We start from the raw sequence: 26,110 nt of genomic DNA, 5'->3' as shown, positions 1-26,110 counted from the left end.
TCCTGTCTGTACGGGCCGCGCGTACGCGGAATCGGCCGTCCGGGGCGCGCGGCCCCGCCTGATCCGGACGTTCACGCCCGGACGGCGACGGCTCGACGGAATGGTCGAACAGACAGTAGACGACCGATCGTCTACTGGCAAGCAAAGGGGGAATCGGCGGAGGGACCGCGGAGGGCACGAGCACGGTCGACGGCTCCGGACGCTCACGCGGAGGCGCCCGGCCGGACGGCTCTCGTCCGGCCGGGCGCCCCGGCGTCCCGCGGGGAGCGGGTGCCCCGACCGCGGCTCAGCCCAGTGCGAACTTCTGGGCGGCGGATCCGTTGCAGTCCCAGATGCGCAGGCGGGTGCCGTTGGCGGTGGCGCCGTCGGGGGAGTCCAGGCAGCGGCCCGACTGCGGGTTGAGGAGTGAGCCGTCGGCCTGCTGCTGCCAGATCTGGCCACCGGCCGTGTTGCAGTCCCAGAGCTCGACCTGGGTGCCGCCCGCGGTGCCGTTGCCGATGATGTCGAGGCAGCGGCCCAAGGTGTGCAGCCGGCCGTCCGAACCGTGGAACCAGTGCTGGTCGACCGCGTACGACTGGCAGCCCCAGAGCTGTACGGCGGTGGCGTTGGACCCGTTGTCGTCCCCGGCCACGTCGGCGCAGGTGCCGCCCGGTCCCGCCACGGGGGCACCGCCGTTGACGGCGAACTTCTGGGCGGCGGATCCGTTGCAGTCCCAGATGCGCAGGCGGGTGCCGTTGGCGGTGGCGCCGTCGGGGGAGTCCAGGCAGCGGCCCGACTGCGGGTTGAAGAGTGAGCCGTCCGCGCGCTGCACCCACTTCTGGCCACCGACCCCGTTGCAGTCCCACAGCTCGACCTGGGTGCCGCCCGCGGTGCCGTTGCCGATGATGTCGAGGCAGCGGCCGATCGTACCGAGGGACCCGTTGGCGTTGTGGGTCCAGTGCTGGTCCTCGGCGTAGGACTGGCAGTTCCACAGGCCGACCGCGGCACCGTTCACGCCGGTGTCGTCCGCGGTGACGTCGACGCACTGGTTGCCCGGACCGGTGATGGTGCCCTGCGGGCCGTTCGGGACGTTGGTCTGGCCCGAGTAGCCGGCCGAGACGATGTTCGCCTGCACGGCGTTCTCGGCGGCGTCGGTGGGATAGCCGGCGACCATGACGCCCTCGAAGAAGGTCCCCATGTTCCAGTTGCTGTTGTCGCCGCCCGTGCCCAGGATGATGCCGCCCTCCTGCTGCATCGGCCGGTATCCGCCCCGCGAGGGCAGGGCGCCGTCCCACCACGTCGTGAGCCCGCCCGCCTGGGAGTTTCCCCCCTTCAGCGCGTAGGTGGTCTGGCCGTTGTTCTTGAGGACCGCCGTCACGTACGTGCTGTTGTTGCCCTTGTTCGCGGTGTTGGAGCCGTTGTCGCCCTGGAACATCCCGTTCTCCAGGTCGGCTTCGATCCACGGTCCGGAGCCGCTGCAGGGCGCGAAGTAGCAGGTGGTGGCGATGGACACGGCGTCCATGTGGCCGTTGCCGGTGTCGGCGGGCGTGGACTCCGCGTTGCCGTAGTCGAAGCAGCAGGCCGAACCGACGTGGGTGCCGCTCGCGACCATGTAGGCGCCCTCCGGCTGCCCGTTGACGGCCACACCCGACGCGGCACCGTGCGAGCGGTAGCCGACGCCGGGCGAGATCCAGATCCCGTACACCTTGTGGCCGCCCGCCGTCACCGACAGCTCACTCGCGTCCGCGCCCCGGTCGGCGCCCATTCCGGCCGTGCCGGCGGGCCCGGGGAAGAGGTCGTTGTGGCGGGAGGTCTGGTCGTACACCTTCGAGATGCTGCAGGTGGTGTTCGCGCAGAAGGTGTCCTGCCGGCCCGCGTCGGCGTACCCGCCGGCCGACAGTGGGCCGATGTCGGCGCTCGCGCCGTCCGAGGCGCGGGTGACCTGGTAGAGCGGTCCGCCGTACGCCGAGAACAGCGCGCGGGTGGTGCTGTGGGCGGCGACGCAGGGGGTCCCGGCGCCTCCGTAGATGTCGCAGGGCTGTGATCCCGCGGCCTGGGCGACGCCGGGGAGGCCGACCAGGGCGGCCACCAGCAGGCCGACGGCGGCGGCGACGGACATCAGGGTCTGCGCCAGTCGGCGGGCCGGACCGGCAGCGTGCGGTGAGTGGAGACGCGAGGAGGCAGATCTTCTTCTGCGCATATGTGCTCCCAGTGGGGTGATGGAGCTACAACTCGCCCTTCGGACAGCCGAGTTCGCGCGCTGCCTGGCGACTGAGTCGGAAGCTACGCGCGCTGGTCGATTGCGTCAATAATTGTCGCTTTTCTTTTTTTCCTAGCTCCCCACCGTGTCCGAACGTGTTGCTTTTCGGCGATCATCGCGAGGGGGATCTGTCGTTCCCGAGGGACGCCGTCGGGAAGCGCGACGCAGGTGCCCTCGCGGCCCGCACGCGCGAGGGGGCGAGACCGCACGATGCGGTCTCGCCCCCCGTCACGCGGGAGGCCGGTCGCGTGACGGGGCGCATGGCGATCGCATCCCCGCGCGATGCCGGCGAGGCCGCTCACGTGCCCTCAGAAGGACGCCAACCGGCGTGTTCCGACCCGTCCTTCGGGTGAGGATCCGGCGCGTCCGGTGTGCGAGGCTCCCGACCGTCCGGTGTGCGCGGCGCAGACGGGCGGACGGGACGTCATCGGGTGGGGCCGTTCACGCGGATCAGCGTCTGCTGACCGTTGGCGACCAGCTTGCGGTGGTCCCCCTGGACGCCGAACACCTCCAACTGGCAGACGGTCAGGGTGCGTCCGGACCTGAGGACCGTTCCCACGGCCTCGATGTGGTCGCCGACGGCGGGAGCGAGCAGGTTGATCTTGTATTCGACGGTGAGCACGTCGGTGTTCTCGGGGAACAGGGTGAACGCGGCGTATCCGCCCGCGCTGTCCGCGATCGCGCTGGTGGCGCCCGCGTGGAAGTAGCCGTGCTGCTGGGTGACTTCGGGTCGGCTCGGGAGCACGATGTGCACGCGACCGGGTTCGATCCGCGCCATCCGCGCGCCGAGGTGGGCCATCAGTCCCTGGCGGTCGAAGCTGCCCAGGACGCGCGCCCGCACCTCGGGGCTCGCCGGACGATCCTGCTGACTCTGGTCTTCCACGTGCTCTCCTTCGGCGGATTCCGTGGACGTCATGGTGCCGGAACGGTGGGGGAGGCGGGACGGTCCGGGTACCTGGACGGACATCGGAGGACCGGACGTCACCAGCAGCAGGAGTCCGCCGACGGCGATCACCATGGCACCGGAGTCGGGCAGGACGGCGCGGGCCGCCGAGCGGCTGACCGGCTCCCAGACGGCCCCGTCGCAGGCATCATCGTCGGCCGCAGGGGTACCTGCGTCCCAAGCCACCCCCGTGTGCCCCCGTGCCAGGAAGCGAGAACGCCATGAGCGAAGGTCGCGCGAAAGCCCCTGGGAGCAGCGGGGGACCGACGCCGAAGCCGATACCCAGGGATCTGCCCGACCAGCAGGTCACCGCCGGCGAGGACCCCTGGGACATCACCGGCGTCCCGACGCGGACGCCCGGCCGACAGCCCGATACGGAGATTGCCGATACGGAGATCGCCGATCCGGGGATTCCTGATACGGGGATTCCCGATACGGACGAGGCCGGCACCGGCCGGAGGGGCGCGCCGCACTCCGGCAGCCGGCGCCCGGCGCATCCCGTGCCCGACGAACCGCCGGCCTGACAGCCGCGCGTGCCACGGGAGTTCAGGCGGATACGACCGCCACGGGGCCTTCCCGGCGGCCGGTGCCTCCGTCGAGGAACCGGAGCGCGCCGTCGTACCCCAGCCGAAAGGAGCGTGACCCCGATGGTCACCGTGTCCCTCACCGGAGCGTCCAGGGAAGACGCGGCCACTGTCTTCGACGTCCTGAGGACGGCGTTCCCCGTCGACCGGCCACCGGACGCGGTGTCCCGGGAACAGCCGGGGGACCATCCTGCCGTGTGGAGCGCGGAGTTCGTGCCGACGCAGGAGCGCATCCCCACCGGGCCGACCCCGCTGGAGGGCTCGCTCACCGCCACGCTTCAGGGCGGCCACGTCGCCGTGGACCAGCTCTGTGAGGCGCTGAGGGCCGCGTTCGCCGTGGACGAGGAGGGTACGGCGTCGGGAGACCAGGAGAAAGAGGTCGACCTGTGTCTCGGGACGAAGCGGCCGTGACACCCGGGCCGCGTGCCGCGACTTCCGCCCGGGCGGCGCCCACCGCCCACGCCGCCGGTGGCGCCTACGCCTCCTGGACGGTGGTCAGATCGGCGAGTCCGGAGAACCTCAGCACGGGAGTGAGCAGCGGAGCGGTGATGAGTTCGATGCGGTCCGCGTGGGCGAACAGGACGCTCAGCCCGGCGCTGTCGAGATAGTCGATCCCGGTGAGGTCGACGACGACACGCCCCGGCATGTTCTCCAGCGCGGCGGCGAGCGCGTCGGTGTTGCTCATGTCGATCTCACCGGTCGCCTTGAGGAACGCGGTTCCGTCCGGCCGGTGTCCTGGGGTGAGGGTGAGGGGTGTGGTCATCAGGAGATCCTCGTGTGCATGTCGACGGTGGTGCCCACCGGGCCGGGGGTGATCGTGACCTGTTGCATCATCGCTCGCATCAGCGCCACCCCACGGCCGCGGTGCGCGTTGACCTCGGGCTGCGGGGTCTTCCAACGCCCGGTGTCGGCGACGGTCAGCCGCAGATCTCCCACCAGGGCTTCGGCGCGCAACCGCACGGTCTGGCCCGGGGCATGACGGTGACCGTGCTCGACGGCGTTGGCACAGGCCTCCCCCGCGGCGACCAGCACCTGTTGCGCCGTGCGGGGCGGGAGGTCGCACTTGGCCAACCAGGTGCGCAAAGCCTTGCGCACCGGGGCGAGTTGCTCCGACTCGGCCGGGAACGTCAGGTCCAGCGGGGCGGGGTGACGATAGATCAGGAGGGCCACGTCGTCGTCGTAGCCGTTCGCCGGGGCGAGGCGTGACATGACCTGGGTGGCCAGCTCGTCGACCGCGGTCTCCCGGCCGTCCTGGACGGCTTCTCCCGCCTGGTCGATGCCGGTGGTCAGCGGGCGCCGACGGCGTTCGACGAGGCCGTCGGTGTACAGCAGCAGGGTGGCACGGGCCGGCACCGTGCATTCGGCCTGCGGCCGCTGGGCGCCGGGGCGTACGGCGAGCGGCGCGTACCGGCCGCCGTCGAGGAGCTGGGTGGTGCCGTCGGGGTGGGCCAGGATGCCGGGCGGGTGTCCGGCGCTGGAGTAGGTGAGGTGACCGGTCTCCGGGTCCAGCACTCCGCAGAAGACGGTGGTGCACAGGGCACCCCGCACGCCGGCGGCGAAGTGGTCGAGCGCCATCAGTGTCCGGCCGGGATCCGAGTCCTGGAGCAGCAGGGCCCGGCAGGCGCTGCGCAGTTGGCCCATCACGGTGGCGGCTTCCAGGCCACGGCCCACACAGTCGCCGACCACGATCCCGATCCGGCCGTCGGGCAGGGGGATGGTGTCGTACCAGTCGCCTCCGACCTCCAGGGGGCGGGCGGCGGGCTCGTAGCGTACGGCGAAGCCCTCGGGCAGCTTGGACGGGCCGAGGATGGCCCGTTGCAGGGCCAGAGCGGTCTCCCGCTGCTGATCGATCTGGTGGGCCCGGGCGAGGCTCTGGGAGAGGTGCCCGCCGAGCAGTGACAGCAGCAGTTGGTCCTGGTCCGTGAACGGCCGGTGCTGAGGCAGGTCGAGCCAGATGACCAGGGGACCTTCGGGGTGCTCCAGGGTGATGCCGGCACCGGTGGCGTCGGCGAGCGGGGTCAGCGTCGGGCCGTCGCGCAGCGCGGTCAGCGCCGCACGCCGGTGCTCGTCAAGAGAGGCCCAGGTCAAGAGCGTGTCCGAGCCCGTCAGCCGGGGTCCCTGGTCCGCGGAGAACACGACGGCGACGACTCGCCGGGCGCGCCACAGGGTCTCGAACTCCTCAAGGGCTCCCGCGAGTGCCTGAGGCAGGCTGGTGGCCTGGGAGAGGCGCATGCCGAGCGCGGCCAGCGCGGTCTCCCGCCGGATGGCGTAGTGCTCGGCGGTGACGTCCCGGAAGGTCCCCACGGTGACGGTGCGTCCGGTGTCGGGGTCCTGTGCCTGGTTGAAGGAGGCGCTCGCCCACAGCCGGTGTCCGTCGCGGTGGGTGACGGGGACGGTGCAGCTGCCCCGGTTCTTGGCCGGCAGACCGGAGAACGCCTCGGCGATCTGCCGGTGGGCGTCGGCATCCGCCTCGGCGTCCGGCCACCAGGGGTGGACGGGTGCGTAGGGCAGACCCTCGGGTCCGTACCCGAGGATGTCGCTGAACGCGGTGTTGATCTCGATGACCGCGCCTTGCTCGTCGCAGACGAAGAACGCCTCCTGCAAGGAGTCGACGAGCGCCGTGCGCCAGCGGGCGTGGTGGTTGCGCAGCCGCGAGAGGTCCAGGTTGCCGCGCACCCGGGCGAGCAGTTCGGCCGCGGCGAAGGGCTTGACGAGATAGTCGTCGGCCCCTGCCTGGAGTCCGTCGATGGACGCTTCCTCGCCCGCGCGGGCGGACAGCAGCAGTACGGGGACGGCCGCGGTACGCGCTTCGGCGCGCAGTGCCGTGACCAGGGCGAGTCCGTCCATGCGGGGCATCATCACGTCGCTCACGACGAGATCCGGTGGCTGCGCGCGTACGGCCTCCAGAGCCGCCAAGCCGTCGGTGACCGTGGCCACTTCGTATCCCGCTCCGGTCAGCAGCCTGGTGAGGTACTCACGCATGTCGGCGTTGTCGTCGGCGACCAGAACCCTGGCGGCCGCCGTGACCGGACCGGCGGAGGACGCGTCGACGGACGGGTCCTTGACGTCCCGCGGGACCGTGTCCGTCCGTTCCCCGGGCAGCCAGCGCAGGGCTTCTTCCACGAAGGGCGCGGCCGTGGCGGGTATCGCGTCCCGACGAGTGCCGGAGACCAGGCTGTCGGGCGGCAGGTGCGCGGTGCCGAACGGCAGCCGAAGGGTGAAGCGCGTGCCCTCGTCCTCGGTGCTGGACGCGGTGATCGTGCCTCCGTGGAGGGTGACGAGTTCCTTCACGAGGGCGAGACCGATGCCGCTGCCCTCGTCGGAGCGGGAGCGGGCGTTCTCGATGCGGTGGAACCGTTCGAACAGGCGCGGCATCTCGGCGGCGGGTACGCCGATACCGGTGTCCGTGACGGTCACGACCGCCGCACCGCCGTCGTCTCGCAGTGACACCCCGATGGCACCGCTGAAGGTGAACTTGAGGGCATTGCTCAGGAGGTTGAGGATCACCTTCTCCCACAGCCCGCGGTCGACGTGCACCGGGCCGTCCAGCGTCGGACAGTCGACGGTGAAGGTCAGCCCGGCCCTCTCGACGGCCGAGCGGAAGACGCTGGAGAGTTCGGTCGTGAGCGCGGCCAGATCGACCGGCTCGTACCGGGCCTGCATCCGGCCGGCCTCGATGCGCGAGAAGTCCAGCAGGCTGTTGACCAGCTTGCCGAGCCGCAGCCCGTTGCGGTGGATGACCTCCAGTTCCTCCCGCACCTGTGGGTCCGACCGGGCCAGCCGGCCCCGCAGTTCCTCCACCGGGCCCATGATCAGGGTGAGGGGGGTGCGGAACTCGTGGCTGATGTTGGAGAAGAACGTGGTCTTGGCCCGGTCCAGTTCCGCGAGCGCCTCCGCGCGCCGTTGCTGGGCCTGATAGCTGCGCGCGCCGCCGATACCCGCCGCGATGTGCCCCGCGGCCAGCTCGACGAAGCCCCGGTAACCGTCGTCCAGCGGCCGGTAGCGGTTCAGGGCCGAGACGAGGAACCCGTACGGGGCGCTGCCCGGCTGCACCAGCGGTACCAACAGGGCCTGCGTCGGGGGGTCCTGCCAGTTTCCGGCCGGCAGCACGGTGGACGAGACGCCGTCGAGATCCATCAGTACCGCTTCGCCCCGGAGCAGGTCGGCGACGGGCCATACCGCCCGGGGATCGTCGGCGGACAGCGTCGGCGGGGCCACGGGATCCCCCGCGGCCACTCCGGTCGAGGCCGCCAGCCGTGCGGAGCCGTCGTCCCGGAAGAGGTACGTCAGCGTGAAGGGGAGATCCTGCGGATTGTGCTCCAGCTGCCGTGCGGCGAAGGCCAGCATCTCTTGTTCGCTACGCACCGCACTGGGCTCTGATCCGAGGTCGCGCAGTGTGCCCATGCGGCGCTCGCCGATGACCCGCTCCGTGTCCTCGCTGACCACGCACAGCATGCCGACCACGCGGCCGTCGTCATGGTGCAGCGGGCTGTAGGAGAAGGTGTGGTAGGACTCTTCCGGGAAGCCCGAGCGCTCCACGAACAGCAGGAGCGCCTCGTCCCAGGTCGCCCGGCTCGTGGTCATCACCGTGTCGATCCGCGGTCCGATGTCCGGCCAGATCTCCGCCCACACCTCGCTCGCCGACCGCCCCAGGGCCCAGGGGTACTTCCCGCCCAGCGTGTCGCTCCGGTAGGCGGCGTTGCAGAAGAACGTCAGCTCCGGGCCCCACGCCATCCACATGGGGAAGCGTGAGGACAGGAGAATGCTCACCGCGGTCTGCAGGCTCTGCGGCCAGCCGGACGGTGCTCCGAGCGACGTCGCCTCCCAGTCCACCGAGGCGAGATCGCGACCGACCTCGCTGTCGGCGGCGAAGACATCGGTCCCCGTCGTCGGTCGTGCCCCGCGGTCGGGCTTCTCGGTGCCCACTCGACATCTCCTCGATCCCTGTCCGCCGACACCGTCAAGCGCGGTACACGTCCGGAGAATCCCCACGACCACGCTGTCCTCGGCCCGCCCGGCCGCTCGGCGTCCCCCGGAAGCCGACGCCACGGCCGTGGCGCGGTGGCGCAATCCGTAGGATAGGACAGCCACTCTCACCATGGGCGTGGGGCGACGAACAGGAGCCGGCGGTGGCTGTGCGGGACGACGCCCGTTCGCATGGAGCGATGACCTCGCCGAGGGACGGAGCCCGTTGCCCGGACCTCGCCCCACCGGCCGGCGGTGGAGGCCGGCCCGGCGGCCTGCCTCCCGACCCGCGGTTCGTGACGGCCACCCCGCGACCCGCCCCCGTCGAGACGCCGCCGCTGTCCACGGACGGTCCGACCGCGGCACGCACCGGGACGAGGGCCGTGCGTGTCGGAGCGGGACCGATCGCGCGTCGCCCGGCGAGCCGTGCCCGGGGCTCCGGTGCGCCGCTGAGCGTCGTCGACGAGCTGTCCGGGGGCCTCGGCGCGGGTGTCACCGACGGCACCGCACTCTCGGCACTCTCCGCCCCGTCTCCCCGCAACGAACCGACCGCCCCAGGAGCTCCAGTGACCCAGCGCACCCTTGTCGCCGCCTCGAAGGCTCATTCCTCCGGTGTCACGGTGGTCACGGCGACCGGTGAACTCGATTACCACACCGCGCCGGAGCTGCGCGCGGCGGTGGACGAGGCCGCCTTCACGGCCGACGGCACGGTGATAGACCTGAGCGGGCTCACCTACTGCGACTCGACGGGCCTCACCGTCCTGGTCACCGCCTACCAGCGGGCCCAGGCCGCCGGATCACCCCTTGCCCTGGCCGGACTCAGCGCGGACCTCACCCACGTGTTCGAGATCGTCGGGCTCGACCAGCTCTTCACGCTCTCCCCGACGATCGAGGAAGCCATCAGGTCGTTGCGCCGCTGACGCCGCCTCACGGCGCCCCGACTCCGCTTCCGGGCCGGGGGGACTGTGGCGGAACGTCGCCGGGACGACGCGCGGAATCCGGCTGCCGGCTCGTGAGGAGGGTGAACGGTCAGCTGCCCAGGGCCTGTTCGACGGGAGGGTGAACGGTCAGCTGCCCAGGGCCTGTTCGACGGTGGGATGGCAGGCGATGACGGCGTCGAGCCCGACGAGCCGGATGACGCGCAGGACGGGCCCCTGGGCGCCGGCGACGCGCAGCCAGCCGCCCGCGTCGTCGGCGGCCTGGTGGGCGGAGACGAGGACGTTGATCCCGCTGGAGTCCATGAAGGTCACGGCGCTGAGGTCCACCGCGGTGCGGGGCCGGTCCTGGCCGGCGGCCGGCAGCACGGCGTCGCGGAGGGCGTCCGTGACGTCGTGGTCTATCTCACCGCACAGCGTCACGACACGGATTCCGTTCGCCGTGTGTTCTTTGACGGACAGCCGGTCCGGCCTGCCCGTTCCCTGGGTGCTGGTCACTGTCTCCTCGTTCGCGCTCAAGGCCTGCCCGGTCCGCCGCGTGGAGATTGTGCCCCAACGCCCGGCGCGGATGCAGCTGAACGGCTGTGCCGAAGAGCACGTTGTGATTACGTGATTGAGTGACGGGTACACGAGGGCTGTAACAGACGGGGAACGAGGGAGTCGGGATGGGAGCCCAGACCGGCGACGAGCACGGTGTGGGTCATGGCACCCCGATACAGGCGAGTTACGCCCTGGGTGACGACGACGGCAGTATCGCCGACGCCCGCCATCTCGCCGCGGCCTTCCTGGAGCGGGCGCGTACCGCGCACGGTCTCGCCGTTTCCGCCCGTGTCATGGATCTGGCGCAGCTGGTGGTGAGCGAACTGGTCACCAACGCCCGCAAGTACGCCCCCGGCCCGACGCTGATGCACCTCCGGATCGCCGACGGCATCGTTGACGTCTCCGTCTGGGACAGCGATCCCACCGTCCCCACCGCCCGGAGCGCCGACCCCGGCCGGATCGGCCAGCACGGGCTGGAGATCGTCAAGGCCGTCGCCTCGCATCTCGACGTCGAACGGGAAGCGGTCGGCAAGCGCATCACCGCCCGGCTGCCCCTGGCCGACACCCCCCGGCGCGGGGTCACCGCGCTCCAGTCGCCGTGACGGAACGTCAAACGTCCTTCTGACGGTCCAGCCCCGCCCGCCCGGCGCTCGCCGCGGCATCGGGAGCGCACACAGGGCCCCGACCGGTCCACGTCGAGCCCCTGGCCGCGGACGGTGTGCCCGGCGGGGACCGCGTGGCCCGTCGGACGGGACGACGACCGGCCCCGAGGCCCGGACGGCCGCCGACCGCGGCGAGGCCCGCGGTCGTGCAACGTTCATCTAATTCTCGCGGTAACACCTTGTCGCACTCGTCGGTGATCGCATATATCTGATCGTCCGTATGGCGAAGAACACGGATGGTTCTGGAGAGATGCATATATGAACGGCACCGTCGACGGCTTCAGCTACGGGGTCGTCACCCCCGTGGCCGCCTATGTCATGGCCTGCCTGGGAGCTGCGCTGGGGCTGCGTTGTGTGGCCCGGACCATCCATTACGACGAGGGGCGCAAGGCCCCCTGGCTGGCGTTGGGTGCCGCGTGTCTGGGCTGCGGCATCTGGACCATGCACTTCATCGGGATGATCGGCTTCCAGGTGGAGCAGACGGCCATCACCTACAACGTGCCCCTGACGGTGCTGAGCCTGGTGGTCGCGATCGTCGTGGTCAGCGTCGGAGTGTTCATCGTCGGCTACCGGGGCGCCGCCCCCGTACCGCTGGCCGCCGCCGGTGTGGTGACAGGCCTGGGCGTCGCGGCCATGCACTACCTGGGCATGGCCGCCATGCATCTCGACGGCGAACTGCACTACAGCGCGCCCGTCGTCGCACTGTCCGTCCTGATCGCCGTCGGAGCCGCGACCGCCGCACTGTGGGCCGCCGTCACGATCCGCGGCTTCCTGCCCTCCCTCGGCGCCAGTCTGGTGATGGGCGTCGCCGTCTCCGGCATGCACTACACCGGCATGGCGGCTGTGAGCGTCCACGTCCACACCGGTGTTGGACACACGGCGGACGGACGCACCCCCACCTCGCTGCTGTTGCCGATGCTCATCGGCCCCGTCGTCTTTCTCCTCGTGGCGGCGGTCATCGTCATGTTCGACCCGGTCCTCATGCTCGGCGACGGCGACTGGGGCCGCGGCGACCGCGCGGGCGGGCGCGGCCCGTCCGCCCCGGTGGAGCCGAGCGCGTTCGAGCCGCGTTCCGGCGATCCGTCCCGTCCGCGGGCGCACCGGCGTTGACGGACGCACGCGCGGCCCGGTAGGTCCGGCAGCCGGACTCCCGGGACGGACGACGCCGGCGCGTACGTACCGTCACAGAAGCCGCGGGTGGCCGTGGGGGGCGCGCCGTCAGGGCGGTCGTGCCCCCGGAGTGCCTCCAGGTCATCGATCCGGTGGCGGTCGCGGTGGCGGTCGCGGTGGCCAGTGCGGTGGCGAGTGCGGTGGCGAGTGCGCGGACGTCTGCCGGGGGTGTCCGGCGGAGCGGCGTCGGCCGGCGAAGTGCCCTCCGGGCGCGCGGAGATGGAGGTTAACGGGAGCCGACCTGATCCGGAGTGAAACGTTCCTGATGGTCATCTGCTTCATCCGGCGGGGAAACCTGCGATCCGCCGAGACGGTGTGCGGTGGCTGTGCGCGTCGGTGTCCACCGGTACGCACGTTCGTAAGGAATCACTCAATGACACTTCGCGCAAAGAGACCCGCGGGGGCCGGCATACGCCGTACCGCGGTCGCCACCGCGGTGGCGCTGGCCTTCGCAGGCGCCGCGAGCGGTGTGGGAACCGCCTTCGGTTCCACCGACGACGTGGCCTCGCACGGCCACGCGGTGGACCGGAACTGGCTCCCGGACACGCCCGAGAACTGGCCGCTGGTGGTGGACTACACCCGTACACCGGCCGAGACCGTCACCCGCGGCCTGCGGCATTACGGCGAGACCTACGACACCGTCGGCGGCCGCCAGCACATCCAGGTGCTCCAGGCCGATCTCGCCGACCCGAACCTCCGGGTCGGCGTGGTGGAGGCCGGCGACACCCTCACCGACCCGGATGACGAGACCCCGTCGTCGATGGCGCACCGCACCCACGCGGTGGCCGGCGTCAACGGCGACTACTTCGAGATCTACGCCAGTGGACGCCCGCTCGGCGGCGTCGTCTCGGGCGGCCACATGCTCAAGAGCCCCAAGCCGGGATTCGCCTCCCAGTTGGGCGTCAAGCCCGACGGAACCATGGTGATGGGCCCGGAAACCTTCTCCGGGACGATCACCGCGGGCGCCGCCAACCGCCCGCTCACGTCGGTGAACACCGTGAACGACGCGACGTCCGGCGGCGTCACCGAAGTCACCCCCGACCTCGGCGAGACCCCGGCCCTGCCCCAGCCCTCCACGCTCGTCCTCGGTCACACCGCCGACGGCGGGTTCGTCGTCGACAGCATCCGGACCGGTGTCACCACCGTGCCCCGGCTGACCTCCGATCAGCTCGGTCTGCTCGGCGCCGGGAACGGCGGACAGTGGCTGGGCGACAATCTGCACCCCGGAGACGCGGTGGGCATCACTGCCCGGTTGTCCCCCGATAACGATGTCACCCAGCTTGTCAGCGGCGTCGACACGCTGGTGAAGGACGGCCAGGTCTACAAGGACCCGACCGGCACCCCGCCCAGCGGCGCCAACCCGGAGACCGCGGTCGGCATCACCAAGGACGGCAAGCACGCCATCGTCGTCGCCATCGACGGCCACGGCGGCGCCGAAAATGCGTTCGGCGTGACGCCCGAGCAGGCCGCGGGCTACATGGTCGCCCACGGCGCCTGGACCGCCATGCTCTTCGACGGCGGCGGCTCCACCGGCATGGTCAGCCGCGCCCCCGGCGCTGATCGCGCCGAGGTCGTCAACACCCCCTCCGACCAGCCCGGCAACACCGAACGCCCGGTCGCGAACGGCATCTTCTTCTACACCACCGCCAAGGAAGCGGGAGACGCCGTCAAGGTCGTGGTGAACGGCGGCGAGACGGTCACCACCGTCGCCGGCGGCGCCGTCCCGGTCCCGGTGCACGCGCTGGACCGGTTCTCCAACCCCGCGGCCGGCCAGGTCAAGGTGCGGATCGAGCCCTCGTCGCTCGCCACGTACGAGGACGGCGAGCTGACCCCGCGCCGCACCGGCACGGGCCGGATCGTCGCCTCCGACGGCCGGGTCACGACCTCCGAGAAGCTCGACGTCGTCAGCAAGCTGCAGTCCCTGACGGTCTCTCCCGACAAGGCCGACCTCGACAACGGCGCCACCCAGCAGCTCTCCCTGGCCGGCACCGTCAAGGGCGGGGGCCCGGCGCGGATCCCCGCCGAGGCCGCGACCTGGAAGGTCACCCCGGACAACCTGGGAACCGTGGACGCGCACGGCCTGTTCACCTCGGACACCGAGCACGGCGGCCTCGCCGAGGTCAGCGCCACGGTGGCCGGAACCACCGCGACCACGTCGATCGCGGTCGGTCGGGTCGCCGAGGTCGTCGACCCGATGACCGGCACGGACGTCTGGAAGCTCAGCAACAACACCACCGGCAAGCCGGCCACGCTGAGCGCGGACCCGGGTGTCGTCCCGCCGGAGTCAACCGAGTCCGGCTCGCTGCGCCTCGACTACACGATGCCCGCCGGCGCCGGCGTCAAGCAGCTCGTGCTGGCGCCGAAGGTCACGCTGAAGACCGACACCCACGACGGTCAGGTCCCCACGGGCATCGGCGTATGGATCAAGGGCGGGGGCCCCGACGGCATCCAGCTCGCCGAGAAGTACATCAACGTCGACGGCACCGCCAACACCCCCCTCTACCTGACCGGTGTCACCTCCGACGGCTGGCGACTGGCGGTCGCCCAGCTGCCCGCCGGCATGAAGTTCCCGCTGACCGTCAGCTACCTCGACTTCCTGGCCATCAGCCCCAGCACCACGTACACCGGTTCGCTGAACGTCGCCGGGCTGCAGGCGCTGTACTCGCCGCGGCCGGCCGTCGAGCCCGAGTACGAGGCGATCCCGGACAACCCGTCGTGGCTGGGTTTCGAAGAGGACTCCGCACGGTTCGCCAAGCGCGGCGCGACCCTGCTCGCCGGTGACGACGCGCACCTGCTCGCGAGCGACCCCGGATCCGTGAGCAGCAACGTGATGGACTCCATCGCCAAGAGGCTGCCCACCCTCACCCCGCAGGCCCGGCCGGACGCCGCGCAGTTCCTCGGGGACATGTCGGACGACGGCAAGCCGGCGGACCTTCAGTTCGCCAAGTCCAAGATGGACGCCCTCGGTGTCCCCGAGCGCGACATCGTCGGCAACCACGAGATCACCCAGGGCGCCGACGCCGAGAACGGCAACTACAGCGACACCTTCGGCGACACCCACTACGGGTACTCGCAGGGTGCGGCGCGGATGATCGTCACCGACAACTCGCACGGCAGCCTGCAGTCCTCGGACCCGTTCCAGGACCCGGCGGGCGAGCAGTACCCGTGGCTGGTACAGGAGTTGACGGACGCCACCGCCAAGGACATACTGGTCATCACGCACATGCCGGCGTACGACCCGCACCCCGCCGCGAACAGCCAGTTCACGGACCGGTGGGAGGCGCGGATGTACCTGCGGCTGGTCCAGCGCTACCAGGAGACGCACCCGAAGCAGCACGTGATCATGATGTACGGTCACGCCCGCGGCTTCTCCGAGCAGATCCTCGACCCCGAGGGGCGGAGCGTGACGACCGCCGAGGGAGGCATTCCGCAGTTCGCCTTCGCGGACCTCGGCATGCCCGCCTACGCCCCGGCCGACCGGGGTGGCATCTACCACTTCGGCCTGATCCGGATCGGTGACGACGGAGACCTGCAGTACACGGTCGAGCCCGCTCTCGCGTCGATCACCGTCAAGGGCCCGAAGGACCCCGTCGCCGAGGGCGACCACGTCGCCCTGACCGCGACCGGGGACCAGATCGCCGGTGACAACATCGCACCGCTCACCGTCCCGGTCGCGGACCCGGCATCCCACCTCTGGAGCTCCAGCAACCCGAAGGTGGCGTCGGTGGATCCCTCCACCGGGGCTCTGACCGCCCACCGCCACGGCACCGTCACCGTCTCGGTGACCTCCGGCGGCGTCACGGGCAGCGCCCAGGTCGTCGTCGGGTGACCTGATCCGTCACGGGGCGCCGGGCATCGCCCGCGCGGCCCGCGGACACGAGTGCGGGGAAGGAGCCGGCTCCTTCCCCGCACAGGTTTCTCAACACGGTTGCCACGGAGCGGTGTTCGCCGCCGGCCAGTGCCGAGCGGTCCCCGGAGCGCCACGGGCCCGGTGGAGCGCGGTCCGTCCGAACCGGCGGCACCAAGGGACGTGGGCTCGCCTCACCCGGATCCGACGACTCTCGCGGACGGGTACAACCATCCGAACGCGTGGCGGGTCACACCAGACAGGAGCAACCGACTCCAACAGCAACAAGGGGGAAATATGCGATTCAACCGATCTGTGCTGACTGCTGCCGCGTTGGCGGCGCTGTCGGTCGGAGCCGCGACCGCGATGGCGGCGCCCGCCTCCGCCGCGGCCAACACCACCCCGCAGAAGGTCTGTGGAAGCAGCTACCGGACCGTGAACTCGGCGCCCATCGGGTCGCAGGGCACGGTCTACCTGACGTACAACGCCTCGAACGGCAGGAACTGCGTCGCGACCATCCGCAGCACCCCGGGTGCCCTCAAGGACATGTCGGCCTGGATCTACGTGGGCGCCACCGACGAGGGAGCCCAGGACTACGGCCGGTACACGTCGTACGCCGGGCCGGCCTCCGTCTACGGCAAGGCCTACTGCGTCGACTGGGGCGGCAACATCGGCAACGTGTACGTGCAGGTCACCGGATCCAACTGCAGCGCCCTCAAGGAGCACCGGGTCACCACGACCCGCTGACCCGCCCTTCCCCGCCGCCACGCTCGGCACCCCACCGTCGCTCCCGGCCCGGCCGTCGGGATGAACCGGCTGACGGCCGCCCGGTGACGGTGTGCTGGCGGTGACGGTGTGCTCGCGGCGGGCCGCACGGGAACCCGCGGTGTCCCACTCGCCCTGACGGACCCTGCTCGAATCCGTCAGGGCGAGCTCCGCGCCGTGGTCGGCAACGCCCCGATGGCGCCCGCGGCCGGGGGCTCCGGTGCCGCTCAGTCGGTCGTCGCGGCGAACGGTGCGCCCGGAGCGAAGGCCAGTTCGGCGAAGCGCTCGCCGATGCGGCGGTGGGTCGCGGCGTCGGGGTGCAGGTCGTCGGGGAGCGGCAGTTCGGCGGCGTCCGCCTCGCCGTAGAGCTCACGGCCGTCGAGGCGGTGCAGGTTCGGGTCCTCGGCCGCTCTTCGCTCGACGACGCGGTCGAGTTCGGCCCTGATGACGCGCAGGGTGAGCTTCCCGGCGGCGGTCTCCGCCGGGTCGCCGGCGGCGCGGAACCGCAGTCGGCCGGCGCTCAGTGCGTTGAGGTCCGGCGCGCTGGGGCCCGGCGTGTCCTCGTGGATGGGGCACAGGATGGGTGACACGACCAGCAACGGCGTGGTCGGGTGACCTTCGCGGATGGTGTCGAGGAAGCCGTGGACGGCCGGGGTGAACGCCCGCAGCCGCATCAGGTCCGTGTTGACCAGGTTGATGCCGATCTTGACGCTGATCAGGTCCGCGGGGGTGTCCCGCAGCACGCGCGCGGTGAACGGGTCGAGCAGGGCGCCGCCGCTCAGCCCGAGGTTGATCAGCTCCACGCCGCCGAGAGCCGCGGCCAGCGCCGGCCAAGTGGTGGTGGGGCTCGCCGCGTCGGAGCCGTGGCTGATCGAACTGCCGTGGTGCAGCCACACCGCACGGCCCCGGTCCGGCACCGGTTCGACGGGGGCGTCGGAGCGCAGGGCGACCAGTTCGGTGGTCTCGTTGTGCGGCAGCCAGATCTCGACGTCCTTCGCACCCGCGGGCAGATCGTCGAAGCGGAGGGTGCCGACCGGGCCCGAGGTGGTCCTCGTGGACCCGGTGGCCATGTCGATGGTGAGGACGTTGCCGCCGGCCACGCTCGCGCGGCCTGCCGGACGGCCGTCGACGAGCAGGTCGTAGACGCCGTCCGGACGCGGCGGGGCACCCACGTAGGCGCGCTTGGTGGGCAGGGTGTCCAGCTCGACGACGGTGGCCCGGGTGCGCAGGGCGAGCCGTACGCCGGAGGGCTGGGACTCCGCCATGGCCAGCTGGCCGTCGGCGCACTGGGCGCGTGCGCGCGCGGGCAGCCGGTGCGGCAGCACACCGTGCCCGGTCTGCTCCAGTTCGAGGGCGCCACGCAGGAGATCCGCGGTGAGGGGCGTGGTGATCAGGGTGCTGTCGTAGCTCATGGTCCGGTGCCTGTGCCTGTGCCTGTGCCTGTTCGAGTCGGTGCGTCTGGTGCGTCTGGTGCGTACGGCGCGTCTGTCTGGTGCGTACGGCACTTCGGGAGTTCTGGGTGCTTTTCGCGCGTCCCGTGTGTCCGGCGCGTCGCGAAAGGTGCTGTCGCGTCGCGAAAGGTGCCGTGCCGCCCCGGGGCGGCGGCCGGTGAGCCCCTGCCGCGGTGGTGTCAGACCGGCGGGCGCGAGGAACTCTGCGCGGGCGCGGACCAGTTGCGCAGCAGGGTGTCGAGGGCGTCCACGACCCACGACCAGGATTCCTGGGAGTCGGGGGCGCTGTGACTGAAGCCTCCGCTCATCTCCAGGGTGACGTAGCCGTGGAAGGTGCTGCCCAGCAACCGGACCGCATGGGTCTGGTCGGGTTCCGTCAGGTCGTAACCGCGCAGGATCGCCCGGGTCATCCGTGCGTGCCTGACCCCGGCGCTGGCGGCCGCCGTCTCGGGGTCGAGCCTCAGCTGCGCCGCGGCGTAGCGGCCGGGGTGCTCTCGCGCGTAGTCCCGGTAGGCGTTCGCGAAGGCCGCGAGGGCGTCCTTGCCCGCCCTGCCCGCGAGTGCGGCGGCGACCCGGTCGGCCAGCTCCCCCAGAGCCAGCAGGGCGATCCTGACCTTCAGGTCGTGCGAGTTCCTCAGGTGCGAATAGAGGCTCGCGTCCTTGACGCCGAAGTGCCGGGCGAGCGCCGCGACGGTCACCTTGTCGAAGCCGACCTCGTCGGCCAGCTCCGCACCCGCCAGCGTCAGCCGTTCCGCAGTCAGCCCGGCTCTTGCCATGGTCACTCACCCACCAGTACGAGTCACTTAATGATTTGCCTAGGTCTCCTAGGCAATTTACCTTACTCCCATGGAACCGCTGACTGAGCAAGAGATCCGTGCCGCCTTCGTGAACTGCACCAAGGGCGAGGCCAAGCGGCTGTCCGTCCCGCGTGACCTGGCCGACCGGCCCTGGGACGACCTGGACTACCTGGGCTGGCGGGACCCCCAGGCCCCCGACCGTGCCTACCTCGTCAGCCGCCTCGACGGCGGTCTCAGGGCCCTCGCTCTGCGCTGTCCCGGCCCCGGTGCCCAGCAGATGCGCCGCAGCATGTGTTCGATGTGCCTGACCACGCACACCGGAGGTGTGTCCCTGATGGTCGCGCCGAAGGCCGGCAAGGCCGGACAGCAGGGCAACTCGGTGGGCGCCTACATGTGCAGCGACCTCGCCTGCTCGCTGTACATGCGTGGCAAGAAGGACGCGGGTGTCGGCGGCCGCCTCCACGAATCGCTCACCCTGGAGGAGAAGGTCCAGCGGACCGTGTCGAACATCGCCGCGTTCATCGCCAAGGTGTCAGCGTGAACACGGCGGAGGGCACGCGTCGAAGGGGAACCGGACCGAGGCCCTGACGGGCGCGGGGGAGCCCGGCTGTTCATGTTCCGTTACGGAATCCCTCACCCCGAAGCCGCTTTTCTTTTCCCCTTTATTTCCCGTCGCCCGGATCACGGCGGAATTCATTCCGTGCGAAAAGGAAGGCAACCAATTACGTGCGCCGAGGGTCAAAGGTGTGTTGTCAAGAAACCGCAACCGCCTTTTGGAGGCCGTGCGATGTCCTCTTACCCCATAGGCCGTCGGGCTTTACGCGTCTCGGCGCTGACGCTGGTCGTCGGCGCGGGACTGGCCGGTCCGGTCGTCCTGGCCGGCACGGCCGGAGCGGCGGTGACCTCGGCCACCGCCGCTGTCAACGACTACGACTGGCAGCTCACCTACACGGCCGCGCCCGGCCAGACCAACAAGGTGACCATCGCCGAGTCGTACGCCGGCGGACACCAGGCCATCACCTATGTGATCGACGACGTCGTCCCGATCCGCGCGGGCCACCACTGCTCCCACCCGGTCGCCGCGGACCGCACCAGGGTCTCCTGCACGGTCGCCACGCTGGAGAGCCAGGACCCTTACGCGGCAATGGAGATGAGCCTCGGTGACGGCAACGACACCGTCACCTCCCACAACGGCACAGGTCAGGTCTACTACCTCAACAGGATCGACCTCGGCTCCGGCAACGACCGGCTGACCGACAACACCGGGCTCGACGGCAACGAGGTCGTCGGAGGGACCGGCAACGACATCATCACGGTCGGCAGGCTGGCGACCGTCGCCGCCGGTGACGGCAACGACACGGTCGAGGCCGGCGGCGGATACAACATCGTGAGCGGCGGCAAGGGCAACGACGTGCTCCGGGGCGGCGCCGCCGGCCAGATCCTCCACGGCGACGACGGCAACGACGCGATCCACGGCGGGGCCGGCGACGACTCGCTGTACGGCGGAAAGGGTGACGACGTCCTGTACGGAAACAGCGGTGCCGACAAGATGTACGGGAACAGCGGCGCCGACAGACTGTACGGCGGCCCCGGCAGGGACACGCTTTCCGGCGGCCCGGGCAGGGATATCGTTCATCAGGACTGACGGATTCCGTCGTCCGGGGAATTGTGCGGCGATCCGCGCGGTTCCCCGGACGCGAACCACGCGTTCGCGGTTGCTTTTCACCCAGGACCTTCCGCTGATTCGTGCCGGCCGCCCGAGGGCCGCACGGCGACGGCGCCGCCCTGGGTCGCCGCTCGGGATATCGGGCGACGCCGAGGGCCTGGTTCCGTGGTGGCCGGCGGCTGTCGTACGCGCCGGGCGAGGGGCGCGGTCAGTCGGACACCGACTCCGACACCTCACGCCACTTCTCGTCGGACTCGGTGATCGCCCGGGAGGCGGCCTGGGCGATCCCGTAGGCCTGGGCACCGAGCACGATCCGGACGGGGGCGTCCTGCCGTCCGGCGAGGTCGCGCACCACCTGGGCGACCTTGACGGGGTCGGACTCCGCCGAGCCGGACGCCGAGCTGCTCCTGATCATGTCGGCGAAGGCGGCCACCGTCCGGCGGTAGGGCTCGCTGACCGGCGGGATGGTCATCGACGATCCGGCCCAGTCGGTGCGCATGCCGCCCGGCTCCAGGACGGTGACCCTGATGCCGAGCGGGGCCACTTCCTGGGCGAGGACCGTGGAGAAGCCGCCGACCGCCCACTTCGCGCTCTGGTAGGCACTCAGTCCCGGCGAGCCGACCCGGCCGCCGACGGAGGAGACCTGGAAGATGTGTCCGGATCCCTGCTCGCGAAGGATGGGCAGCACGGCCTTGGTGACCTGTACGACACCGTAGAAGTTGGTGTCGATCTGGGCGCGGAAGGCGTCCGGGGCGACGTCCTCGACGGAGGCGATGTCGCCGTAGCCGGCGTTGTTGACCACGACGTCGTAGCGGCCGAAGGCGTCGAGGCCCTCCCGGACCACCCGCTGGATGTCGTCGTCGCTGGTGACGTCGAGGGCCAGGGGGAGGACCCGGTCGCCGTGGCGGGCCACGAGGTCGTCGAGCTGCGCGGGCTTGCGTGCGGTGGCCACCACCCGGTCGCCGGCTTCCAGCGCCGCCTCGACGATGGCGCGGCCCAGACCGCGGGAGCTTCCGGTGACGAACCAGACCTTGGACATGGACGTTCTCTTTTCTTCCTGGACGAGGAGCGCGGGCGATGTCCCGCCGTGACCGGCCCGGATGCTGTCGGGTCCGCGGGGTCCGTGAGGTCCGCGGGGTCCGCGGGGTCGATTTCAGACCGCCGGTCTCTTCTGTTCACCACCATAAGGAACCGCTGGTCTGATGTCAAAAGACCGACAGTCTGTAACATGGCGGCATGACGACTTTCCAGCGTGCGCGCAGCGAGGAGCAGCGCGAGATCCGCCGACAGGCGATCCTCGACACCGCGGCCACGATGCTCGACGAGATGCCGGTGGGCGAGGTCAGCCTCAATGAGCTGAGCCGACGCGTCGGACTGGCCAAGTCGAACGTGCTGCGGTACTTCGAGTCCCGCGAGGCGATCCTGCTGGAACTGCTGGACAGCGCGTGGAAGCGGCTGATGGACGAACTGCCCGGCCTGCTCGCCGCCGGCATCGGTCCGGAGCGAGCGGTACGGCAGCGGAGTGACGAGTTCGCGGCCGTGTTCACCCGCGCCCTCGCGGAGCGCCGGGTCCTGTGCGATCTGCTCAGCGCGCAGGCCGGTGTCCTGGAACACAACGTGTCCGCGGCGGTCGCCGCCCGGTACAAGAGGGCGGCCATCGGCAACGTCGACGCGCTGGCCGGTCTCGCACGTCAGTACCTGCCCGAACTGGGCGAGGGAGCAAGGCTGTTCAGCGCGCAGGCCTTCATGATGGCCGGCGCCGTGTGGACCCACGCCCGGCCCTCCCCGGGCATGCTCGCCGCCTACGACGCGGACCCGTCGCTCGCGGCGCTGCGCATGGACTTCGCCGCCACCCTCCAGGAGATGGTGGCGACCCTCATCGCCGGCATCCTCACCCGTACGGCGTCCTGACCGCCGTCTCACCCCACCCCGGGAGCAATCATGCGCGTGGCCCTTTTCGGAGCGTCCGGAATGGTCGGGCAGGGCGTGCTGCGCGCCTGCCTCCAGGACGGGGAGGTCGAGGAGGTGGTGCTCGTCGCGCGTACGCCGCTGAAGGCGCGGCATCCGAAGATACGGGAGGTCCTGCACACGGACTTCACCGACTTCGGCGCGATCCAGGGGGAGTTGGAGGGACTGGACGCCTGCTTCTTCTGCCTGGGCGTCTCCTCGGCCGGCCGGGACGAGGAGGAGTACACCCGGATCACGTACGACTTCACGCTGGCCGCCGCTCGTGCGGTGAGCGTGAACAACCCGGCGTTGACCTTCGCTTACGTGTCGGGGGAGGGGACCGACAGTACGGAGTCGGGTCGTTCGATGTGGGCGCGGGTCAAGGGCCGTACGGAGAACGCACTGTTGGCGATGCCGTTCCACGCCTACCTGTTCCGCCCCGGCTACATCCAGCCGCGCCACGGAGCCGTCTCGAAGACGTCCGCCTATCGTCTGATGTACCGGCTCACGTCGTGGCTCTACCCGGTCGTCCGCAGGCTGGCCCCCCGGCACGTGACCACGACCGAGCACCTGGGCCGCGCGATGATCGCCGTCGTCGCGCTCCAGGGAAGCGGCCCGTCCGTGCTGCACAGTCCGGAGATCAACCGGCTCGGCGCCGTGTGACGTAACCTCGTGGGGACTTGTCGCGACCGCGGGAGGCTCGGTGATCGAATGTGTCCGGGCGGTACTGGTGACGCCCGCCGGGCGGCTCCTGCTCATCAGGCGCACCTGGCCGGGCGCGGCGCCCTACTGGGTCTTTCCCGGCGGTCACGTCGAGTCGGACGACCCGGGCCTGCGGGCGGCCCTGACGCGTGAGATACGCGAGGAGACCGGTGGGGAGCCTCGGATCACGGGACTGCTGCACGTACTGGCGGACGAGCACCAGCGGCAGTACTTCTATCTGGCCCGCGCCCTGACGTGGTCGGAGGCGGACCGCACCGGTCCGGAGTTCGACGACCCGGACCGAGGTGAATACCGGCTCGAGGAAGTCCCGTTGACCGTCGAGGCGCTCGACGCCATCAGCCTTGCCCCCCAGGAGATCGCGACCCTGGTGCGAGACGCGGTGGACACCGGCACCGACCTGGCCGCGCTGGCGGATCCGACACGGTGAGAGCGGCGAGGGCCGTCGCCCCGGTCCCCATGGACGGACGACCCCGCGCCGCCCGCTCCCTGGACGGCGGTCACGCCGGGCACGCCCGCGGAGCCGAGCCGGGATTCCATCAGGATCGAAGTGATCGACCCCCGGCGCCGGTGCTCGCCATAGTGGTCGCACGCGCCGTCCATCGGCGCACGTGACCGTTCACCGCTGGGTGGACGACAACTCCGGGGGAACATATGCGTGTTCACAAGAAACTCGGTGCGGCGCTGGCGACCGCGGCGCTGGCCGTCGGATTCGGCGCGGTGGCGGCCCCGTCCGCCCACGCCGCGGCGGGCTGCTGGACCAATGACGGCGGCATCAGGTGGTACTGCAACAACGTCTCGGGCGCGCCCGTCTACGGGATCATCGGCAACAACCACTCCTACCCGGACCCCGACAGGATCGTCGGCCACATGTACTCCAACCCGAGCTGGTTCTACTGCAAGGAGGACGGTCAGGGATGGGTCGGCGGGCCGCACCCGACCCGCTGGTTGATGACCGTCGCCGACAACGGACAGCTGGGGTTCATGAAGGACACCGCGATCTACAGCGAGACGGACCCGGTGCACGACTGCTACCCGAGCCTCCGGGCGGCACCCGCGTACTGACGGGATCCCTTCCCGCGAACGGACGCGCGCCGGAGACCTCGTTCGATCACCTCGGCGACGCGGCCCGCGCCCGCTTCCCGGCGCCCGGCCGGGCGGCGCATCGCTCACGCACACCGTGAGGCGTCTCCCGGCCGGGCTCCTTCCTGACCGGTACGGCTCGGGGCATGATCGTGGCGACAGATGATGAAGGTTCTCATCGCTCGGTGAACTCCCTCGAAGGAGGCTCTCGTGACGACGTCATCACAGCCACGGGTATCGGGTCTGGAAATCCGCTCCATCGACTACGTCCCGCTGGACGAGCGGCACGGAAAGCTGTGGCACCTCGGCCCCCTGTGGTTCATGTCCAACGCGCAGATCGCCACACTGGCGGTCGGCCTCATCAGCATCACCGGGGGCGGCAACCTCCTCTGGTCGCTGATCGCGATCGCCGCGGGCACCATCCTCGGCACGTTCTTCATGGCCTTCCACTCCGCGCAGGGACCGCAACTCGGACTGCCGCAGATGATCCAGTCACGGCCGCAGTTCGGCTACGTCGGAGCCCTGCTGGTGTGGCTGTTCGCCTATGTGCAGTACGCCGGATTCAACGTCTTCAACACGATCCTCGCCGGTGAGGCCCTGCACAGCACGGTGCACGGCGGGGTCAAGCCGTGGGTCGTCGTCGTCACGCTCATCGCGTTCGTCATCGCGCTGGTGGGCTACGACGTCATCCACCGCGCCGAACGGGTCCTCACCTACGCCTTCCTCGTCATCTTCGGCGTCTTCACGGTGGGCATCCTGGTCACCCTGCACTATCCCGCCGGCTCCTTCGACCTCGGCGGCTTCAAGTGGACACCCTTCCTCGCCCAGTTCGGCGTGGTGGCCGGCTACCAGATCAGCTGGGCCATCTACGTCTCGGACTACTCCCGCTATCTCCCGCCCGATGTGACCGTCCGCAAGACGTTCTACTGGACGTACTTCGGGTCGGCGCTCGGCGGTATCTGGCTGATGACCCTCGGCGCACTGCTCGCCGGATGGGCGGGCAAGGACTTCGAGACGATCCGCTCGATCAACGCGGCGGGCGACAAGGTCTTCAGCGGGTTCGGCGCGATCGTGCTGCTGTTCGCCGCCCTCGGCCTGATCTCGGTGACCGCGCTGAACATGTACGGAGGGTCCCTCACCCTCATCAGCGCCATCGACTCGTTCAAGAGGGTGCGTCCGACCGTCGCCGTACGGCTCGTGACACTCGGACTCACCGCCGCGCTCTCCGTGGTGGGCGCGCTGGCCGCGACCGCCCACTTCCTGGAGAACTTCAACGACTTCCTCCTGCTGGTGCTCTACCTGTTCATCCCGTGGACGTCCGTGAACCTGATGGACTACTACGTGGTGCGCCGCGGCCACTACGCGGTCGCCGAGATCTTCAACCCCCGTGGCATCTACGGCCGCTGGGGCTGGCACGGGATCGTCGCCTACCTCGTCGGCTTCGCCGTCATGGTGCCGTTCTTCTCCGTCGGCACGCTCTACGTCGGGCCCGCCGCGCACGCCCTCGGCGGCGCGGACATCTCCTTGTTCATCGGGCTGCCCGTCGCCGCGGTGCTCTACTGGCTGTTCACCCGCGACATCGACGTCGAGGCCGAGACCCGCCTCGCCGAACAGGAGCTCACGGCACTGGAATCGGCGGCCCACGACCACCGGGAGCCATGACCTCGGGGACCATGACCCGCGCCTTCGACCGCCGCCGACGCGTCAGCTCCTCGCCGTCCTCGCCCCCCCGATTTCCGGGAGACGACGCCTGCGCTATGCTCGGTCTTGAGCTTCCCGGCCGAACTCCGGTCGCG

Annotated in this window: 22 protein-coding genes; 14 read left to right on the top strand and 8 right to left on the bottom strand. The window is 70.7% G+C overall.

Annotation, left to right across the window (positions count from 1 at the left end; genetic code table 11):
* Positions 1-286: 286 nt before the first annotated feature.
* Both GFH48_RS03750 and GFH48_RS03745 read right to left on the bottom strand, forming a co-directional pair.
* Positions 287-2,179, bottom strand: coding sequence for an arabinofuranosidase catalytic domain-containing protein (locus tag GFH48_RS03750; RefSeq protein WP_153286872.1), 1,893 nt, complete (start codon positions 2,177-2,179; stop codon positions 287-289).
* A 484-nt stretch (positions 2,180-2,663) separates the two neighbouring features.
* Complete coding sequence (locus GFH48_RS03745) at positions 2,664-3,122, bottom strand: PaaI family thioesterase (protein ID WP_153292705.1); 459 nt, start codon at positions 3,120-3,122, stop codon at positions 2,664-2,666.
* Positions 3,123-3,403: 281 nt separating this feature from the next.
* On the opposite strand from GFH48_RS03745, the gene GFH48_RS03740 reads away from it, so the two are divergent.
* Together GFH48_RS03740 and GFH48_RS03735 are read left to right on the top strand one after the other, a co-directional pair.
* Entirely contained in the window at positions 3,404-3,706 is a 303-nt protein-coding gene (locus tag GFH48_RS03740) for a hypothetical protein (RefSeq protein ID WP_153286871.1), read from the top strand.
* Positions 3,707-3,829: 123 nt separating this feature from the next.
* The gene (locus tag GFH48_RS03735; RefSeq protein WP_153286870.1) at positions 3,830-4,177 is read left to right on the top strand and encodes a hypothetical protein; all 348 of its coding nucleotides are present in this window, start codon (positions 3,830-3,832) and stop codon (positions 4,175-4,177) included.
* A 64-nt stretch (positions 4,178-4,241) separates the two neighbouring features.
* On the opposite strand, the gene GFH48_RS03730 is transcribed toward GFH48_RS03735, so the two are convergent.
* Entirely contained in the window at positions 4,242-4,529 is a 288-nt protein-coding gene (locus GFH48_RS03730) for an STAS domain-containing protein (protein ID WP_153286869.1), read from the bottom strand.
* Positions 4,529-8,692 (bottom strand): SpoIIE family protein phosphatase, encoded by a 4,164-nt coding sequence (locus tag GFH48_RS03725; protein ID WP_407698607.1) that lies wholly within the window; start codon positions 8,690-8,692, stop codon positions 4,529-4,531. Before GFH48_RS03725 ends, GFH48_RS03730 begins: the two co-directional genes overlap by 1 nt.
* 605 nt (positions 8,693-9,297) lie before the next feature.
* Between GFH48_RS03725 and GFH48_RS38970 the strand changes: the two genes are divergently transcribed.
* The gene (locus tag GFH48_RS38970; protein WP_153286867.1) at positions 9,298-9,651 is read left to right on the top strand and encodes an STAS domain-containing protein; all 354 of its coding nucleotides are present in this window, start codon (positions 9,298-9,300) and stop codon (positions 9,649-9,651) included.
* A gap of 147 nt (positions 9,652-9,798) precedes the next feature.
* Here GFH48_RS38970 and GFH48_RS03715 read toward each other — a convergent pair whose 3' ends face one another.
* Positions 9,799-10,164: an STAS domain-containing protein gene (locus GFH48_RS03715; protein WP_153286866.1), complete on the bottom strand. Its 366-nt coding sequence runs from the start codon at positions 10,162-10,164 to the stop codon at positions 9,799-9,801.
* A gap of 167 nt (positions 10,165-10,331) precedes the next feature.
* Here GFH48_RS03715 and GFH48_RS03710 point away from each other — a divergent pair, with 167 nt between their 5' ends.
* The 4 genes from GFH48_RS03710 (at position 10,332) to GFH48_RS03695 (ending at position 16,632) form a co-directional block, all read left to right on the top strand.
* Positions 10,332-10,808, top strand: a complete 477-nt coding sequence (locus GFH48_RS03710) for an ATP-binding protein (RefSeq protein WP_153286865.1) — start codon at positions 10,332-10,334, stop codon at positions 10,806-10,808.
* Positions 10,809-11,126: 318 nt separating this feature from the next.
* A complete protein-coding gene (locus GFH48_RS03705; protein ID WP_153286864.1) occupies positions 11,127-11,978 on the top strand; it encodes an MHYT domain-containing protein in 852 nt (283 codons plus the stop codon).
* 433 nt (positions 11,979-12,411) lie between these two features.
* Positions 12,412-15,867, top strand: a complete 3,456-nt coding sequence (locus GFH48_RS03700; RefSeq protein WP_194280485.1) for a phosphodiester glycosidase family protein — start codon at positions 12,412-12,414, stop codon at positions 15,865-15,867.
* 315 nt (positions 15,868-16,182) lie between these two features.
* Positions 16,183-16,632, top strand: a complete 450-nt coding sequence (locus GFH48_RS03695; protein WP_153286862.1) for a spore-associated protein — start codon at positions 16,183-16,185, stop codon at positions 16,630-16,632.
* Between the two features lie 245 nt (positions 16,633-16,877).
* Here the strand turns inward: GFH48_RS03695 and GFH48_RS03690 are convergent, their stop codons facing one another.
* Both GFH48_RS03690 and GFH48_RS03685 read right to left on the bottom strand, forming a co-directional pair.
* Positions 16,878-18,062 (bottom strand): GDSL-type esterase/lipase family protein, encoded by a 1,185-nt coding sequence (locus GFH48_RS03690; RefSeq protein WP_153286861.1) that lies wholly within the window; start codon positions 18,060-18,062, stop codon positions 16,878-16,880.
* 218 nt (positions 18,063-18,280) lie between these two features.
* Positions 18,281-18,877, bottom strand: coding sequence for a TetR/AcrR family transcriptional regulator (locus GFH48_RS03685; RefSeq protein WP_153292704.1), 597 nt, complete (start codon positions 18,875-18,877; stop codon positions 18,281-18,283).
* Between the two features lie 70 nt (positions 18,878-18,947).
* Here GFH48_RS03685 and GFH48_RS03680 point away from each other — a divergent pair, with 70 nt between their 5' ends.
* Both GFH48_RS03680 and GFH48_RS03675 read left to right on the top strand, forming a co-directional pair.
* Complete coding sequence (locus GFH48_RS03680) at positions 18,948-19,439, top strand: FBP domain-containing protein (RefSeq protein WP_153286860.1); 492 nt, start codon at positions 18,948-18,950, stop codon at positions 19,437-19,439.
* 246 nt (positions 19,440-19,685) lie between these two features.
* A complete protein-coding gene (locus GFH48_RS03675) occupies positions 19,686-20,543 on the top strand; it encodes a calcium-binding protein (protein WP_153286859.1) in 858 nt (285 codons plus the stop codon).
* A gap of 229 nt (positions 20,544-20,772) precedes the next feature.
* Here GFH48_RS03675 and GFH48_RS03670 read toward each other — a convergent pair whose 3' ends face one another.
* Positions 20,773-21,603, bottom strand: a complete 831-nt coding sequence (locus tag GFH48_RS03670; RefSeq protein WP_153286858.1) for an SDR family NAD(P)-dependent oxidoreductase — start codon at positions 21,601-21,603, stop codon at positions 20,773-20,775.
* Positions 21,604-21,800: 197 nt separating this feature from the next.
* On the opposite strand from GFH48_RS03670, the gene GFH48_RS03665 reads away from it, so the two are divergent.
* The 5 genes from GFH48_RS03665 to GFH48_RS03645 all read left to right on the top strand — a co-directional run bounded on the left by GFH48_RS03665 (position 21,801) and on the right by GFH48_RS03645 (position 25,976).
* Positions 21,801-22,475: a TetR/AcrR family transcriptional regulator gene (locus GFH48_RS03665; RefSeq protein WP_153286857.1), complete on the top strand. Its 675-nt coding sequence runs from the start codon at positions 21,801-21,803 to the stop codon at positions 22,473-22,475.
* A 30-nt stretch (positions 22,476-22,505) separates the two neighbouring features.
* Positions 22,506-23,174: an NAD(P)H-binding protein gene (locus tag GFH48_RS03660; protein WP_153286856.1), complete on the top strand. Its 669-nt coding sequence runs from the start codon at positions 22,506-22,508 to the stop codon at positions 23,172-23,174.
* Positions 23,175-23,214: 40 nt separating this feature from the next.
* The gene (locus tag GFH48_RS03655) at positions 23,215-23,661 is read left to right on the top strand and encodes an NUDIX domain-containing protein (protein WP_153286855.1); all 447 of its coding nucleotides are present in this window, start codon (positions 23,215-23,217) and stop codon (positions 23,659-23,661) included.
* A gap of 224 nt (positions 23,662-23,885) precedes the next feature.
* Positions 23,886-24,296: a hypothetical protein gene (locus GFH48_RS03650; RefSeq protein ID WP_153286854.1), complete on the top strand. Its 411-nt coding sequence runs from the start codon at positions 23,886-23,888 to the stop codon at positions 24,294-24,296.
* 228 nt (positions 24,297-24,524) lie between these two features.
* On the top strand, positions 24,525-25,976 hold the full coding sequence (locus tag GFH48_RS03645; RefSeq protein WP_153286853.1) for a purine-cytosine permease family protein: 1,452 nt from the start codon (positions 24,525-24,527) through the stop codon (positions 25,974-25,976).
* The last annotated feature ends 134 nt before the right edge of the window (positions 25,977-26,110 follow it).

The organism is Streptomyces fagopyri (genome assembly GCF_009498275.1).
GTDB classification, from domain to species: Bacteria; Actinomycetota; Actinomycetes; order Streptomycetales; family Streptomycetaceae; genus Streptomyces; species Streptomyces fagopyri.
The sequence above is the reverse complement of the archived record's forward strand: the minus strand, read 5'-3'. Positions and strand labels throughout refer to the sequence as shown.